Here is a 15,372-nt window from a genome sequence, read left to right as displayed (position 1 = left end):
CGGCCGGTGACCCCCGTGCTGGTGACCGGGCTGCCCCGGAGCGGCACCAGCTGGACGGGCCGGATGCTCGCGGCGGGCGGCGAGCTGGTCTACGTCAACGAGCCGCTCAACCCGCTGCCCCGGCCGGGCCGCTCCCCCGGCGTGCTCGACGCCGACGTCACCCACCGCTTCCAGTACATCTGCGCCGACGACGACGAGGCCTGGCTGCGGGCCTTCACCGACACCGTCTCCCTGCGCTACCGGTTCCTGGCCGAGTTGCGCCGCAACCGCGCGCCGTACGACCTGGCCCGCATGGTCCGGTACGGCGCCGCGTTCACCTTCGGGCGGCTGACCGGCCGCCGGGCGCTGCTCGACGACCCGTTCGCGCTGTTCTCCGCGGGCTGGTTCGCCCACCGGCTGGGCTGCCGGGTGATCATCCTGGTCCGCGACCCGGTGGCGTTCGCCGGGAGCTGGCGGCGGCTCGGCTGGACGGTGTACTTCCACGAGCTGCTGGAGCAGCCGCTGCTGGTCCGGGACCACCCCCGGGTGGAGGAACTGCGTCCGCTGGTCGGCTGCCAGGACCCGCTGGTCAAGAACGTCGCCCTCTGGCGGACCGCCGCCGCCGTCGCCGCCGACCTGGCCGCCCGGCACCCGGAGATCCTGCTGGTCCGCTACGAGGAGCTGGCCGCCGCCCCGGTGGAGGGGTTCCGCCGCCTGTACGACTGGGCCGGACTGACCTGGTCGGCGCGGGCCGAGGGCCGCATCCGCCACGCCTGCACGGCCCCGGGCTCCACCGCCCGCGGCTTCGCCTGGCACGGCCTGTCCCGCACGGCCTACCGGCCGATGGACTCCCGCCGGGCCCTCGCCGAGGCGGGCGGTCGCCTCAGCGAGGAGGAGGCCCGGCGGGTCAGGGAGCTGGCCCGCGGTTGAGCGGGCGGCCCGGGTCTCAGGAGAACAGCCGCTTGACCAGGCAGACGGTGAGCAGTTTCAGCGCGTACGGCAGGTCCTCGGCCAGGTAGCGGCGGGCCAGCCGGCCCGGCTCGCTGAGCAGCCGGAAGAGCCACTCCAGGCCGGACCGCTGCATCCACGTCGGCGCACGGCGCACGGCCCCGGCGGCGAAGGCGATGGCCGACCCGCAGCCGATGAACCAGGTGCCCGGCAGCTCCTCACGGAGCCTGGCGATCAGCCGGTCCTGCTTGGGGAAGCCCAGCCCGACGAAGACCACCCGGGGACCGGCGGCCACGATCGCCTCCCGGATGCGGTCGTAGCCGCCGGGGACGTCCTCGAACCCGTACGGCGGCGCGTCCACCCCGGAGACGAGCAGTCCCGGATGGCGGTCCGCCAGCCTGACCGCCGCCTGCTCCGCCACGCCCGGCGGGCCGCCCAGCAGGTAGATCGGGTAGCGGTAGAAGGCCGCCGCCTCCGACAGGGACCAGATCAGGTCCGCACCGGTGACCCGGCCGGGCAGAGGGGTGCCGAGCAGCCTCGCCGCCCACACCAGCGGCATGCCGTCGGCGACCGCGAGATCGGCGCCCTCGACCAGCCGGCGCAGCGCCGCATCGCGGGCCACGGCCCGGCTGATGTCCACGTTCGGGGTGACGATGTGACCGCCCTCGCCCCGTTTCAACGCGGCCACCACGTGGTCGACCACCTCGGTCTCGGTCATCGGGTCGATCGCGAGACCCGCCACCCGGACGCGGCGGCGGAGCCGCCTGCGGGTGGCCTTGTCGGGTCGCGGCCGCTGCCGCGGGACCGGCGCGCCCGCGGAGGCCGCCTTCTCCGGTTTCCCGGATCGTCCCGGCCGCACCGCCCGCACCGGGTCCGCGGCGAGCGCCGACCTCACCGCCTTCACCGGTTTCGCCGCTCCCGCCGGCCCTGCCGGGCCCCGCGGGGCGTCCGGTGTCAGGGCCATCGCCAGACGCCCGTCCGCGACCACCGGCGCGTGGCCCGCCCCGGCCCGCATCAGATGCCGTGTCCGTGGTGGTGCAGGCGGTGCAGGACCGCCTGCGCGGGCACCAGGCCGAGGGCCACGGCCAGGGCGATCGGCGCGCGGGGTTCGCCGCGCCTGGCGGTGAAGGCCCGCCAGGCCCAGCGGCCCGCCTCCCTCCGGCGGCCCAGGGCCGCGTGGTGGAAGGCGAGTTGGCCGTAGATCCGCGCCGCGCCGCGCGGGTCTACGGCCAGATCCGGGTGCCGGGCCAGCATCCACTCCAGACCTGCGATGCGATCGGCCCAGCGGGTCGCGTACATGGAACCGCCCCAGCGCACCCGCACCAGCGGGCGGTCGACATGCACGATCGGACGGCGGCCGGCCGCGCGCAGGGCCAGGTCCCAGTCCTCGTTCTGGCCCGCGGGGGCGCTCTCGTCCACCCAGAGGGCTCCGCGCCGGAACAGGAACGTCGAGGAGTGGACCATCACCATGCGCGAGCGGACGAGCTGCTCACGGGTCACCCGGCGGGTGCCGGCCAGGCGGGGGATCCGGCGGGAGCCGTGCTCCACCTCGATGGCGCAGCTGGCGAACTCCGCTCCCGGCTCCGCCTCCACCGCCGCGACCTGAGCGGCGACCTTCCCCGGCAGCCACCGGTCGTCGTCGTCGCAGAAGGCCACCAGATCGGTGCCGAGGGCGGCGATGCCGGTGTTGCGCGCACCCGGCAGGCCGGGGGTGAGCCGGTTGGCCAGCACCCGCACGCCGCGCTCCCCCGGTGAGGTCCGCCCCCGGACCGCCAGGGCCCGTCCCGCGAGGAGGTCGGCCACCTGGCCGGCCACCCGTGACGGCTCCCCGCCGTCGACGACGACGACGATCTCGACGGAGCCCGGGTAGTCCTGCGCGAGAGCGGCGCACGTGGCCGCGCGCAGGTGGTCGGGCCGGTCTCCGCGCGTGGGGATGACCACGCCCACCGATGGACTCACGAGAGCCTCCAGGGATAGTCGTACTTGAGCATGAGGGGCCAGGTCAGTGCGGTGACCAGACTCCGTTGCCGGGGCGGGGCGCCGGTGCGCCAGCCGTCGTCCCGCGTCAGGCCGATCCGGCCGGCGGTGAACCGCATGGGATTGCCCGACGCGGTGTGCGCCACCGACAGCTCGGCCTCGCCGTCGCCGAGGAAGCCCAGGCTCGGGCGGACGCCGAGCCCGGCGGCCAGGCGGCGCAGCGTCCTGGCGGGAGAGCCCAGCAGGTCCTCGTAGCGGATGCGGGTGACGGGCACGCCCTCGCGGGCCAGCAGTTCGAGGCCGAGGTTCTGGGTCAGCCAGTGCAGCGCGGTCCAGGCGGGCGACCAGCTGGTCATGAGGGTGCCGTTCTCCGGGCGCACGACCCTGCGGCGCCAGGAGTGCGCGACCGCGCGGGGGTCGCGCACGACGTGCACGACGTGCACGTCGACTCCGGCCGCCGCCAGGCAGAACGCCAGGGAGGCGTGCTTGCTGGAGTCGACGACGACCGGGCTGCCGGCGACCTCGGCCGCCGCCTCGTAGAGGCGGCGGTAGGCGGTGGCGTACTCGCCCAGCTCCTCGGTCGCCGTCGGCGACCGCCACGCCCCGGCGCCGGCCCGCTCCTCGGCGAGCAGCCGGGCCAGGCCCGGGATCCGCCGGGTGCGGTCCACCCGGCGCCGCAGTTCGAGCACCCGCTCGGCCCGCTCCGCGGACCAGCCGCCGAACGCCTGGTCGCCGACCTTCCGCCAGAACGGGCACGCGCCGAACGGCTCGCCGCAGCCGCAGGCCTCGTCCGCCAGCACCCCCCGTGCCCAGAGGTGGACCACCTCGCCGAGGGCGACGCAGCCGGGGAGCTCGCCGAGCAGGCGCTCCAGCAGCGTGGTCCCGCTACGGCCAAGCCCGCCCAGGAAGACCACCCGGGTGGGCGACGGACGAACAGACACAGGCACGAATCCTCACCGTTATGGATACGGAACGTGCCGACGATATCGCGGAGAGTAACCTCGCAGTCAGTGAACGGTCAAAGGATCTACCTGCGCCGAGTGACCGACCGGCTACCGCGCGTCGACGACCATGCCGGCCGCGACGGTGTTGTTGGTGGCCTCGTCCACGAGGATGAAACCGCCGGTGAGCCGGTTGCGGGCGTAGTCGTCCACGAACAGCGGCTGGGTGACGCGCAGCGAGACCCGGCCGATCTCGTTCAGGCCGAGCGCGGTCGCCGACTCGTCGCGGTGCAGGGTGTTGACGTCGAGCCGGTAGTGCAGGTCGCGCACCAGCGCGCGGGCCGTCCTGGTGGTGTGCTTGATCGTCAGCTTCGTGCGCGGGGCCAGCTTGGAGGCGTCGGTCATCCAGCAGACCATCGCCTCCACCTCCTGCGCGACGTGCGGCTGGTTGTTCGGGCGGCAGATCATGTCGCCGCGCGAGATGTCGATGTCGTCCTCCAGCCGGAGGGTGACCGACATCGGCGCGAACGCCTCCTCCACCGGCCCGTCGAAGGTGTCGATGGAGGCGATGCGCGTGGTCAGCCCGGACGGCAGGTGCACGACCTCGTCGCCGGGCTTGAGCACGCCGCCCGCCACCTGCCCCGCGTAGCCGCGGTAGTCGTGGAAGGCGGGGTCGGTCGCCTTCTGCGGGCGGATGACGTACTGCACCGGGAAGCGCACGTCGACCAGGTTCCGGTCGGAGGCGATGTGCACGTTCTCCAGGTGGTGCAGGAGCGACGAGCCGTTGTACCACGGCATGTTCTCCGACCGGGAGACCACGTTGTCGCCGTGCAGCGCCGAGATCGGGATGAACGTCAGGTCCGGCGCGTTGAGCTTCGAGGCGAACGCGGTGAACTCCTCGCGGATCTCCTCGAACCGCTCCTGGGAGTAGTCGACCAGGTCCATCTTGTTGACGGCCAGCACCAGGTGGGGGACGCGCAGCAGCGTCGTCAGGAACGCGTGCCGGCGCGACTGCTCCAGCACGCCCTTGCGCGCGTCGATCAGCACGACCGCCAGGTCCGCCGTGGAGGCGCCGGTGACCATGTTGCGGGTGTACTGGATGTGCCCGGGGGTGTCGGCGATGATGAACTTGCGCTTGGGCGTGGCGAAGTAGCGGTAGGCCACGTCGATCGTGATGCCCTGCTCCCGCTCGGCCCGCAGGCCGTCGGTGAGCAGCGACAGGTCGGTGTACTCGGTGCCCCGGTCGCGGGAGGTGCGCTCGACCGCCTCGAGCTGGTCCTCGAAGATCGCCTTGGAGTCGAAGAGCAGCCGGCCGATCAAGGTCGACTTCCCGTCGTCGACACTTCCCGCGGTGGCGAAGCGGAGGATGTCCATCAGTTCTGCTCTCCAGAGGTCGTACGGCGTGCGCTGGGGGACGGGGAGGGGAGGAGCCGCATCAGAAGTAGCCCATCCGCTTGCGGTCCTCCATCGAGGCCTCCGACGCGCGGTCGTCGGCACGGGTGGCGCCCCGCTCGGTGATCCGGGTCGCGGCGATCTCCTCGATGATCTCCTCGACGGTCGCGGCGGTGGACTGCACGGCGCCGGTGCAGGTGATGTCGCCGACCGTGCGGTAGCGGACCGTCATCTCCAGCAGCGGCTCGTCCTCGTCGCGGGTGACGAACTCGCTGTCGGCCAGCAGCATGCCGTCGCGCTCGAACACCTTGCGCGTGTGCGCGTAGTAGATCGACGGGATCTCGATGCCCTCACGCCGGATGTAGTCCCAGATATCCAGTTCGGTCCAGTTGGAGAGCGGGAAGACCCGGATGTGCTCGCCCTTGCGGATCTTCGCGTTGTAGAGGTTCCACAGCTCCGGCCGCTGGTTCTTCGGGTCCCACTGGCCGAAGTCGTCCCGGAAGGAGAACACCCGCTCCTTCGCGCGGGCCTTCTCCTCGTCGCGGCGGGCGCCGCCGAACACCGCGTCGAACTCGTGGTCCTCGATCGCGTCCAGCAGCGTGGTGGTCTGCAGGCGGTTGCGGGAGGCCCGGCGGCCGGTCTCCTCCACCACGCGCCCGGCGTCGATGGAGTCCTGGACGGACGCCACGACCAGGCGCGCGCCCAGCTCCGCGGCCCGCCGGTCGCGGAACTCGATGACCTCGGAGAAGTTGTGGCCGGTGTCCACGTGCATCAGCGGGAACGGGATCGGCGCGGGCCAGAACGCCTTCTCCGCGATGCGGAGCATCACGATGGAGTCCTTGCCCCCGGAGAAGAGCAGACAGGGGCGCTCGAACTCCGCCGCCACCTCACGCATGATGTGGACGGCCTCCGCCTCGAGGACGTCGAGCTGCGACGTGGTGTAGTCGCGCTGAAGCATCTGACTCTCCCATCGGGGATTGGGGGCGGGCCCCTATCGGTGCAGATCCCGGATTCCGGCGAGCAGCGTTGGCGCCAGTCCTGGTAGGGATACCAGAATATCCGGTAGCGAGGGGTCGTCCTGGTTGTAGGTCAGCGCGGAGCCGTCGATCCGGCTCGCGTGCGCCCCGGAGGCCAGCGCCACCGCGACGGGAGCCGCCGAGTCCCACTCGTACTGGCCGCCGGCGTGCACGTACGCCTCCACCTCGCCGGTCAGCACCGCCGAGATCTTCGCTCCCGCCGAGCCGATCGGCACCAGGTCCGCGCCGACGAGGTAGGCGAGCTTCTGCACGAACTCCGGCGGGCGCGTCCGGCTCACCGCGATCCGCACCCGGCCGCCGCCCGGCCGGATGACCGCCCGCGCGCCCGTCTCCGTACCCGCCACCGCGCCCGCCACCGCGCCCGCTACCGTGCCCGCCGCCGGAGCGGGGAGCGGGCCGGGCAGCACCGGCGGCTCCGCGGTGGAGAGCGTCCTGCCCTGCGCGGGCAGCGCCACCGCCCCGGCGGTCAGCGCGCCCCGCTCCCACAGCGCCACGTGGACCGCCCAGTCCGCCCGGCCCTCCTCCGCGAACTCGCGGGTGCCGTCCAGCGGGTCGACGATCCACACCCGCTCCGCCGACAGCCGCCGGGAGGCGAGGCGTTCCTGCTGGGTCGCCTCCTCCGACAGCACGCTGTCGCTCGGGCGCAGCCGCGCCAGGGCCTCCGTCAGGAACCGGTGGGACTCGGCGTCGCCTCTCGCCCGCAGTGCGGACGGATCGCCGAAACCCTCCTTCTCCCGCAGCGCCAGCAGCCTCTCACCGGCCTCCGCCGCCAGATCCCCGGCCAGGACATGATCGTCGCGAATCGTCATCAGTAAGCTCCAGCCCCTCGCGCGACAGCCGACCAAGTCTTCCACAGGATCTGCAGGTCCAGCATGAGGGACCAGTTCTCCACGTAACGCAGGTCCAACCTGACCGATTCCTCCCAGCCCAGGTCGGACCTCCCGCTCACCTGCCACAGCCCCGTCATCCCCGGCCGGACCAGCAGCCGCCGCCGGACGTCGTCACCGTACCGGGCCACCTCCTCCGGCAGCGGCGGCCGGGGGCCCACCAGCGACATGTGGCCGAGCACCACGTTGATCAGCTGCGGCAGCTCGTCCATGGAGTGGCGGCGCAGCCAGGCGCCGACCGGGGTCACCCGCGGATCGTTCCGGATCTTGAACAGCACCCCCCCGTCGTCGCTCATCAGGGTGATCTTCCGCTGCTCCGCGTCGGTCACCATCGTCCGGAACTTGTAGATCGTGAACTCCGCGCCGTCCCGGCCCACCCGTGTCTGCCGGAACAGCACCGGTCCCGGCCCCGACGCCCGTACGGCCAGCGCCAGCACCAGCAGCAGCGGCGCCAGCAGCACCAGCAGCGCCCCCGCCCCCACCCGGTCGAAGAGCGTCTTGACCACCTGGCGGAGCCCCGCCAGCTCCGGGTGGTCCACGTGCAGCAGCGGCAGGCCCGCCACCGGGCGGATCGTGGTCCGCGGCCCGGCCACGTCCATCAGCGCCGGAGCCACCACCAGGTCCGTGTGCGTCTTCTCCAGCCGCCAGGCCAGCCGCCGCAGCGCCGTGCCGTCCATCTCCGGGCAGGCCAGCACCGCCACCGTGTCCGCCTCCGCCTGCCCCACCACCAGCGGCACGTCCGTCAGGCCGCCCAGCACGGGCACCCCCGCCACCTCGGGACCGCCGCCGCGCGGCACGCACACCCCCACGACCTCCATGCCGTGGTAGCGCTCCCGGCGCAGCCGGCCGACCAGTTCCGCCGCCGCCGCCCGGTGGCCCACCGCCACCACCCGCCGCATGCACCCGCCCCGCACCCGCCTGCGGTGCAGGGCCCGGCGCAGGCGGTAGCGCGCCAGCAGCGTCAGGGCCGTGGCCAGCGGGACCGCCAGCACCACGTAACCGCGCGCCACCTCGGTCTTCGTCACGTACGCACCGACCGCGAGCGCCGCGGTGATCATGAAGCCGCACTGCAGGACCCGCTGGAACTCCTCCGGTCCCAGACCGATCAACCGCGCCTCGTAGGCCCGGTTGAGCGCGATCACGCACACCCACACGACGGGCAGCGCCGCACTGAGCACCACATAGGGGACGACGTACGGCGTGACCTCGCCGAACCGCACGAAGAACGCCAGGGCGCCCGACAGGGAGGCGCACCCGAAGTCGGCGACGACCGCCCGTACCCGATGGCCGCGCACCCAGCCCGGCTCCCGCCAGCGCGCCGCCGGCACGGGCCCCGACACCACATGGAGAGCCGTTACGTCGCGCACGCACCCCTCCGCGTAACCATTCACCTACGGACAGTAATGGAATGGTATCGGCGAGGAGAAGGAACGGGGGGCGAACGCCCGAACACCCGCCTCCGCGAGCCGCCCCCGGCCCGCGGGGCGCCTCCGCTAGCGGGGCGGACCCGACGGTTTCAGATCGACGGCGTGGAAGGCGTTCTGCGTCGCCTCCAGCCCCACCCGGACCAGCGACTCCACCACGTCCGCCGCCCGGTCCACCAGGAACGCCAGGTCCTTGCGCTCCGCGGTCGCGAAGTCCCGCAGGACGTACGCCGCGGTGTCCATCCGGCCCGGCGGGCGGCCGATGCCGAACCGCACCCGCAGGTAGTCCCGGGTCGCCAGCGACTTCGTGATCGACTTCAGCCCGTTGTGGCCGTTGTCGCCCCCGCCCAACTTCGCCCGCAGCGCGCCGTACGGCACGTCCAGCTCGTCGTGGACGACGACCACCCGCGCCGGATCGGCCTTGTAGAAGTCCGCCAGCGCCTTCACCGGGCCGCCCGACAGGTTCATGAACGACAGCGGTTTGGCCAGGACCGCGGGGGCGTCCGCCAGCCGGCCCTCCAGCACCTCGGCCCGCGACCGGTGCGCCTTGAACCGCCCGCCGGCCCGCGCGGCCAGCTCGTCCAGCACCATGAACCCCGCGTTGTGCCGGTTCCCGGCGTACTCCGGCCCCGGATTGCCCAGGCCGACCACCAGCCAGCGGTCCACAGCCGGCACCCCTTCCATGCGCGTCAGGGCAGCCCGGTGCCGGGCCGCCCTGACAGGTGTAGCAGAGAGAACTACTCGGCGGACTCGCCCTCGGCGGCGGCCTCCGCGGACTCGCCCTCGGCGGTCTCGGCGGCCTCGCCCTCGGCGGCCTCGCCCTCGACCGGCTCCGCGGCCTGCGCGCCGGAGACGATCAGGACCAGCGCCTCCGGGTCGGCGACCAGCGTCGTGCCCTTGGGCAGCTTCAGGTCGCCCGCGCTGATCTGGGCGCCGACCTCCAGGCCCGCGACGTCGACCTCGACGCCCTCGGGGATGTGGGTCGCCTCGGTCTCGACCGAGACCGAGACCATCTGCTGGTCGAGGATGCCGTCGGCGACCTCGCCGACCACGGTGACCGGGATGTCGACGGTGACCTTCTCACCGCGCTTGACCAGCAGCAGGTCGACGTGCTCCAGGAAGCCCTTGATCGGGTCGCGCTGCACGCCCTTCGGGATCGCCAGCTCGGTGACCGCGCCCTCGAGGCGGATCAGCACGTTCGGCGTGCGCAGGGCCAGCAGCAGCTCGTGCCCCGGCAGGGACAGGTGCCGGGGGTCCGTGCCGTGCCCGTAGAGGACGACGGGCACCTTGTGCTCGCGGCGGATCTTGCGGGCGGCGCCCTTGCCGAACCCGGTACGCGATTCGGCGGCGATGACTACTTCAGACACGGCAGATCTCCTAGGGATCCTCGGCGGTGGAAGCGCGCTCCCCCTCACCCGCCCTAGCGGAAGGCGTTACGAGCGCGCGCAACCTGCACAGCCTATCGGCTCGGCGCAGGACTCCGTCCGCCTCCCCGCGGGGAGGCGGACGCGATCCGGACGGACGCGATCCGGACGGACGCGATCCGGACTTACTCGTCTAGCTGTCGCCCTCGAACATGCTCGTCACCGAGCCGTCGCTGAACACCTCGGTGATCGCCCGCGCGATCAGCGGCGCGATCGACAGGACCGTCAGGTTGTCGAACCGCTTGTCCTCCGCCAGCGGAAGCGTGTTCGTGACGATGACCTCGGAGATGCGCGAGTTCTTCAGCCGGTCCACCGCCGGGTCGGAGAAGACCGCGTGCGTCGCCGCCACCACCACGTCGGTCGCGCCCTGCTCGTACAGCGCGTCGGCCGCCTTGCAGATCGTGCCCGCCGTGTCGATCATGTCGTCGATCAGCACGCAGGTGCGGCCCTTCACCCGGCCGACCACCTCGTTCACCTTCACCTGGTTGGCCATGTCCAGGTCGCGGCGCTTGTGGATGAAGGCCAGCGGGGTGCCCAGCGTGTCCGCCCAGCGCTCCGAGAGCCGCACGCGGCCGGTGTCCGGCGAGACGACCGTCGTGTTGGCCAGGTCCAGCTTGTCCTTCAGGTAGTTGACCAGCACCGGCATCGCGAACAGGTGGTCCACCGGGCCGTCGAAGAACCCCTGGATCTGCGAGGTGTGCAGGTCGATCGACATCAGCCGGTCGGCGCCGGCGGTCTTGAACAGGTCGGCCATCAGCCGGGCCGTGATCGGCTCGCGGCCCCGGCCCTTCTTGTCCTGCCGGGCGTAGCCGAAGAACGGCATGATCACGGTGATCCGCTTGGCGGAGGCGCGCTTGAGCGCGTCCACCATGATCAGCTGCTCCATGACCCACTGGTTGATCGGCTCGGTGTGGCTCTGGATCACGAACGCGTCGCAGCCCCGGACCGACTCCTGGTAGCGCGCGTAGATCTCACCGTTGGCGAAGTCGCGCAGCGTGGTCGGGCTCGTGCCGATCCCCAGGTGGCTGGCCACCTCCTCCGCCAGCTCCGGATATCCGCGCCCGGAGAAGAACATCAGTTTCTTCTCGCCGGTCTGCTTGATGCTGCTCATTCGGAGGTGCTCCCCTGCTGATCTCCGGCCTCGGCGGCCCGCTGCGCCGCCTGCGCCGATCTGGTGCCCGGGCGCTTGCGCACCGTCCACCCTTCAATGTTGCGCTGCCGCCCCCGGGCCACCCCGATCGCCCCGGCGGGGACGTCGGAGTCGATGACCGAACCCGCGGCGGTGTAGGCGCCGTCGCCGATGTTCACCGGCGCGACGAGCATGGTGTCGCACCCGACGAAGGCGTGGTCGCCCACCGTCGTGTGGTGCTTGTTCACTCCGTCGTAGTTGACGAAGACCGAGGACGCGCCGATGTTCGACCCGGCGCCGATCGTGGCGTCGCCCACGTAGGACAGGTGCGGCACCTTCGAGCCGTCGCCCACCCGGGCGTTCTTCAGCTCGACGTACGTCCCCGCCTTGGCCCCGCGGCCCAGCACGGCGCCCGGCCGCAGATAGGCGTACGGCCCGACCGTCGCCTCCGGCCCCACCTCCGCACCCGTGCAGACCGCGTTGCGGACCACCGCCCCCTCGCCGACGACCGTGTCGGTCAGCGTGCAGGCCGGGCCGATCTCCGCGCCCTCCGCGACCGTCGTACGGCCCTGCAGCTGGGTGCCGGGGTGGACCACCACGTCCCGCCCCAGCACGACGTCCACGTCCACCCACGTGCTGGCCGGGTCGACCACCGTCACCCCCGCCCGCATGTGCCCCTCCAGCAGCCGGGCGTTGAGCACCCCGCGCGCGAAGGCCAGCTGCACCCGGTCGTTGACACCCTCCACCTCGACGTGGTCCGCCGCGACGTGCGCGCCGACCCGGTGGCCGTCCTCGCGCAGGATGGACAGCACGTCCGTGAGGTACTCCTCGCCCTGGGCGTTGGCGGCCGACACCCGCTTGACCGCGTCGGCCAGCAGCAGGCCGTCGAACGCGTAGACGCCGGAGTTCATCTCCCTGATCGCCCGCTGCTCCGGATCGGCGTCCTTCTCCTCGACGATCGCCAGGACCGCCCCCGAGGGGTCGCGGACGATCCGCCCGTACCCGTGCGGGTCGGGGACCTCCGCGGTCAGCACGGTGACGGCGTTGCCGTCCTCGGCGTGCCGCTCCAGCAGTCCCGCCAGGGTGCCGGTGCGCAGCAGCGGCGTGTCCCCGTAGGTCACCAGGACCGTGCCGGCGACCGTGCCGACGGCCTCCAGGACCGTCCGCACCGCGTGACCGGTCCCCTTCTGCTCCTCCTGGACCACGGCCAGCACGTCGGGGCCGCTCACCTCCAGGTGCGCCCGGACCCGCTCCCGCTCGTGGCCGATGACGACGATCAGCCGTTCGGGCTCCAGCCCTCGGGCGGCGGCGAGCATGTGGTCGACCAGCGCGCGACCGCACAGTTCGTGGAGGATCTTCGGTGTTCTCGACTTCATCCGGGTGCCCTCGCCTGCGGCGAGGACGATGACGGCGGCCGGACGCGGCACACTCACGGGCGAGGCTCCCTCGGCATCGCGGCTGAGACATGACGAAACGGGATGACCGACGGCTACCGCCAGGGCACCGCACCGTCACCCGCTCGACAACGTGAGGATACCTTCCCCCCGGGAATCCCCCCAGCCGACCAGCCGCCTACCAAACCGGATAAACATCACAGCTCCGGCACCAGGACTCGAACCTGGACAACAAGGACCAAAACCTTGGGGGCTGCCAATTACCCAATGCCGGATCGATCCAACGATTCGGACGGACTCCGAAGGTCGGACACCCCTACGATACCGAGCCCTTCCGTTCCGGTGCGCGCCGATCTCCGCCTTCCTGCGGACCCCGCCGCCCGCCGTGCACCCGCCCCGCACCCGCCGCCCGCCCGCCGTACGACCGCGGCGGACGGGAAGGCGCAGGCAGGATTAGCGATCAGCGGGGAGGGCAGCGGAACGGCGACGGGATCCCTAGCAGGCCGACCGGAGGACGGCACGTCACGGTGATGCCAGGAAATCGCCGGGAAAGAGTCCTGTTCACCGCGTTGCCGCTTCAGGGCTTCTAACTTACTGTTGCGTAGGTTACGGTTGCGTAGGCAAGCAGAACGCACCGCCTTCCCGATCTCATGAGGTACCGCATGACAGTCGTATCCGACCGCCCCGCGCCGGGTCCCAAGCCGGAGATCGACCCGGAGCCGAAGACGCTCCCCGAGCTCATCACCTTCGGCGTGGTCGTGGCCGCCCCGCTGATCGCCCTGGTCGTCGCGATCCCGTTCGCCTGGGGCTGGGGGCTGGGCTGGGTCGACGTCGCGATCGCCGCCGTCTTCTACGTGGTGTCCGGGCTGGGGGTGACGGTCGGGTTCCACCGCTACTTCACGCACGGCTCCTTCAAGGCGAAGCGCCCGCTGAAGCTGGCGCTGGGCATCGCGGGCAGCATCTCCCTGGAGATGTCGGTGCTCGACTGGGTGGCCACCCACCGCAAGCACCACAAGTTCTCCGACAAGGAGGGCGACCCGCACTCGCCGTGGCGGTTCGGGCCGGGGTTCTGGGCGATGGCCAAGGGCCTGCTCTGGGCGCACATGGGCTGGCTGTTCGAGACGCACCGCACGAACCGGGAGAAGTACGCCCCGGATCTGCTGAAGGATCCCGACATCATCAAGCTGCACCGGTGGTTCCCGGTGCTGGCGATCACCTCCCTGGCCGCCCCGGCCGTCCTGGGCGGGCTGCTGACCTGGTCCTGGTGGGGTGCGGCGACGGCGTTCTTCTGGGGAACGCTGGTCCGGATCGGGCTGCTGCACCACGTGACGTGGTCGATCAACTCCATCTGCCACGTCTTCGGCGAGGAGGCGTTCGAGTCCCGCGACAAGTCCCGCAACGTGTGGTGGCTGGCCATCCCGTCCTTCGGCGAGTCCTGGCACAACCTGCACCACTCCGACCCGACCTGCGCCCGGCACGGCGCGCTCAAGGGTCAGATCGACCTCAGCGCCGGGGTGATCCGCTGGTTCGAGAAGGCGGGCTGGGCCCACGACGTCCGCTGGCCGACGCCAGAGCGCCTGGCGGCGAAGCGCGTTGGAGGCTGACCGGCCCGTGAGGGCCGTTCCGGCGGTCCCGGTGCCGGCGGCGGTCCCGGGTCCGCCGGTGCCTCCGGGCCCGGCGGCGGTGACCGGCCCCGCCCCGGGCGCCCGGGGAACCGCTCCGGGGACCGCGCTGGCGGTCCTGCCCGGCGCCGCGCCCGCGGTGGTTCCGTCCCGCACGACGTCCGCCGCCCCGGGCGCCGGCGTCATCATGGTACGTGTGAACGAACCTCGGCGGCGGATGACCGGTAAGGAGCGCAGGGAGCAGCTGATCCAGGTCAGCCGCACCCTGTTCGCGGAGAAGGGGTTCGACGGCACCTCGGTGGAGGAGATCGCGGCGAGCGCCCACGTCTCCAAGCCGGTGGTCTACGAGCACTTCGGCGGCAAGGAGGGCGTCTACGCGGTCGTCGTCGACCGGGAGATGCAGAAGCTGCTGGGCATGGTGACGGAGGCGCTCTCGGCCTCGCACGCGCTGGTGAAGCTGGAGCGGGCGGCGCTGGCGCTGCTGGCGTACGTCGAGGAGAACAGCGAGGGGTTCCGGATCCTGGTGCGCGACTCGCACGCGGCATCGGGGACGGGCACGTTCGCCAGTCTGATCAACGACATCGCCAGCCAGGTCGAGGACGTCATGGTGGCCGAGTTCGCGGAGCGCGGCTACGACCCGAAGCTGGCGCCGATGTACGCGCAGATGCTGGTGGGCATGGTGGCGCTGACCGGGCAGTGGTGGCTGGACGCGCGCCGACCCTCGCGCGAGGAGGTGGCCGCGCATCTGGTCAACCTCTCCTGGAACGGCCTGACGGGACTGGATCCGCGTCCTCGGCTGACGGCGACCTCGCGGGAGGCGGAGAAGCGCCGCCCGGTGGCGCCCCGGCCGACGGAGAAGGAGCTGCGCGAACGGGAGAAGGCCCGCGAGCGGGAGCTCAAGGAGCTGGAGAGGATCCGCGAGCGGGAGCAGCGCGAGGCGGAGAAACTGGCGAGGGAGCAGGAGAAGGTCCGGCAGCGGGAGGCCCGGGAGCGGGAGAAGGCCCGCGAGCGGGAGCTCAAGGAGCAGGAGCGGGTGCTGCGCGAGCAGGAGAAGGCCCGCGAGCGGGAGGCCCGGGAGCGGGAGAAGATCCGCCTCCGGGAGGCGCGGGCCGCCGAACGGGAGGCCGCGCGGCTGGCCAAGGCGGCCGAAGGCACGCGGCTGGCCAAGGCGGCCGAAAGGGAGGCTGACCAGGGGGCTTCCCCTTCCCGGGAGTGATC

The 15,372-nt window shown here is 72.3% G+C and carries 14 protein-coding genes and 1 tRNA gene; 3 read left to right on the top strand and 12 right to left on the bottom strand.

The window, feature by feature from the left end; all coding sequences use genetic code 11:
- Window positions 1-6 precede the first annotated feature (6 nt).
- Window positions 7-909 (top strand): sulfotransferase, encoded by a 903-nt coding sequence (locus HS045_RS12285; protein WP_196451409.1) that lies wholly within the window; start codon window positions 7-9, stop codon window positions 907-909.
- Window positions 910-925: 16 nt separating this feature from the next.
- Here HS045_RS12285 and HS045_RS12280 read toward each other — a convergent pair whose 3' ends face one another.
- The 12 genes from HS045_RS12280 to HS045_RS12225 form a co-directional block, all read right to left on the bottom strand.
- Entirely contained in the window at window positions 926-1,831 is a 906-nt protein-coding gene (locus HS045_RS12280; protein ID WP_307827486.1) for a WecB/TagA/CpsF family glycosyltransferase, read from the bottom strand.
- 110 nt (window positions 1,832-1,941) lie between these two features.
- Window positions 1,942-2,886, bottom strand: a complete 945-nt coding sequence (locus HS045_RS12275) for a glycosyltransferase family 2 protein (protein WP_196451408.1) — start codon at window positions 2,884-2,886, stop codon at window positions 1,942-1,944.
- Window positions 2,883-3,845 (bottom strand): sulfotransferase, encoded by a 963-nt coding sequence (locus tag HS045_RS12270; protein WP_196451407.1) that lies wholly within the window; start codon window positions 3,843-3,845, stop codon window positions 2,883-2,885. The genes HS045_RS12275 and HS045_RS12270 overlap by 4 nt, the downstream gene beginning before the upstream one ends.
- Before the next feature lie 111 nt (window positions 3,846-3,956).
- Entirely contained in the window at window positions 3,957-5,219 is a 1,263-nt protein-coding gene (gene cysN / locus HS045_RS12265; protein WP_196451406.1) for a sulfate adenylyltransferase subunit CysN, read from the bottom strand.
- 61 nt (window positions 5,220-5,280) lie between these two features.
- On the bottom strand, window positions 5,281-6,195 hold the full coding sequence (gene cysD / locus HS045_RS12260) for a sulfate adenylyltransferase subunit CysD (protein WP_196451405.1): 915 nt from the start codon (window positions 6,193-6,195) through the stop codon (window positions 5,281-5,283).
- Window positions 6,196-6,228: 33 nt separating this feature from the next.
- Window positions 6,229-7,083, bottom strand: a complete 855-nt coding sequence (locus tag HS045_RS12255; RefSeq protein WP_196451404.1) for a 3'(2'),5'-bisphosphate nucleotidase CysQ — start codon at window positions 7,081-7,083, stop codon at window positions 6,229-6,231.
- On the bottom strand, window positions 7,083-8,528 hold the full coding sequence (locus HS045_RS12250; protein ID WP_307827485.1) for a sugar transferase: 1,446 nt from the start codon (window positions 8,526-8,528) through the stop codon (window positions 7,083-7,085). Before HS045_RS12250 ends, HS045_RS12255 begins: the two co-directional genes overlap by 1 nt.
- A 126-nt stretch (window positions 8,529-8,654) precedes the next feature.
- On the bottom strand, window positions 8,655-9,269 hold the full coding sequence (gene pth, locus HS045_RS12245; protein WP_196451402.1) for an aminoacyl-tRNA hydrolase: 615 nt from the start codon (window positions 9,267-9,269) through the stop codon (window positions 8,655-8,657).
- 53 nt (window positions 9,270-9,322) lie between these two features.
- Entirely contained in the window at window positions 9,323-9,952 is a 630-nt protein-coding gene (locus HS045_RS12240; protein WP_196451400.1) for a 50S ribosomal protein L25/general stress protein Ctc, read from the bottom strand.
- Window positions 9,953-10,142: 190 nt separating this feature from the next.
- Window positions 10,143-11,120: a ribose-phosphate diphosphokinase gene (locus tag HS045_RS12235; RefSeq protein ID WP_196451398.1), complete on the bottom strand. Its 978-nt coding sequence runs from the start codon at window positions 11,118-11,120 to the stop codon at window positions 10,143-10,145.
- Window positions 11,117-12,571: a bifunctional UDP-N-acetylglucosamine diphosphorylase/glucosamine-1-phosphate N-acetyltransferase GlmU gene (gene glmU / locus HS045_RS12230; RefSeq protein ID WP_196451396.1), complete on the bottom strand. Its 1,455-nt coding sequence runs from the start codon at window positions 12,569-12,571 to the stop codon at window positions 11,117-11,119. The genes HS045_RS12235 and glmU overlap by 4 nt, the downstream gene beginning before the upstream one ends.
- A 164-nt stretch (window positions 12,572-12,735) precedes the next feature.
- A tRNA-Gln gene (locus tag HS045_RS12225) sits at window positions 12,736-12,807 on the bottom strand.
- A gap of 387 nt (window positions 12,808-13,194) precedes the next feature.
- Here HS045_RS12225 and HS045_RS12220 point away from each other — a divergent pair.
- Window positions 13,195-14,136: a fatty acid desaturase gene (locus HS045_RS12220; protein WP_196451394.1), complete on the top strand. Its 942-nt coding sequence runs from the start codon at window positions 13,195-13,197 to the stop codon at window positions 14,134-14,136.
- Window positions 14,137-14,350: 214 nt separating this feature from the next.
- Window positions 14,351-15,370, top strand: a complete 1,020-nt coding sequence (locus HS045_RS12215) for a TetR family transcriptional regulator (protein WP_374191378.1) — start codon at window positions 14,351-14,353, stop codon at window positions 15,368-15,370.
- Window positions 15,371-15,372: the final 2 nt, after the last annotated feature.

This window comes from Planomonospora sp. ID82291 (genome assembly GCF_015711645.1).
Classification (GTDB): Bacteria; Actinomycetota; Actinomycetes; order Streptosporangiales; family Streptosporangiaceae; genus Planomonospora.
This window is presented reverse-complemented; position numbering and strand designations above follow the sequence as displayed.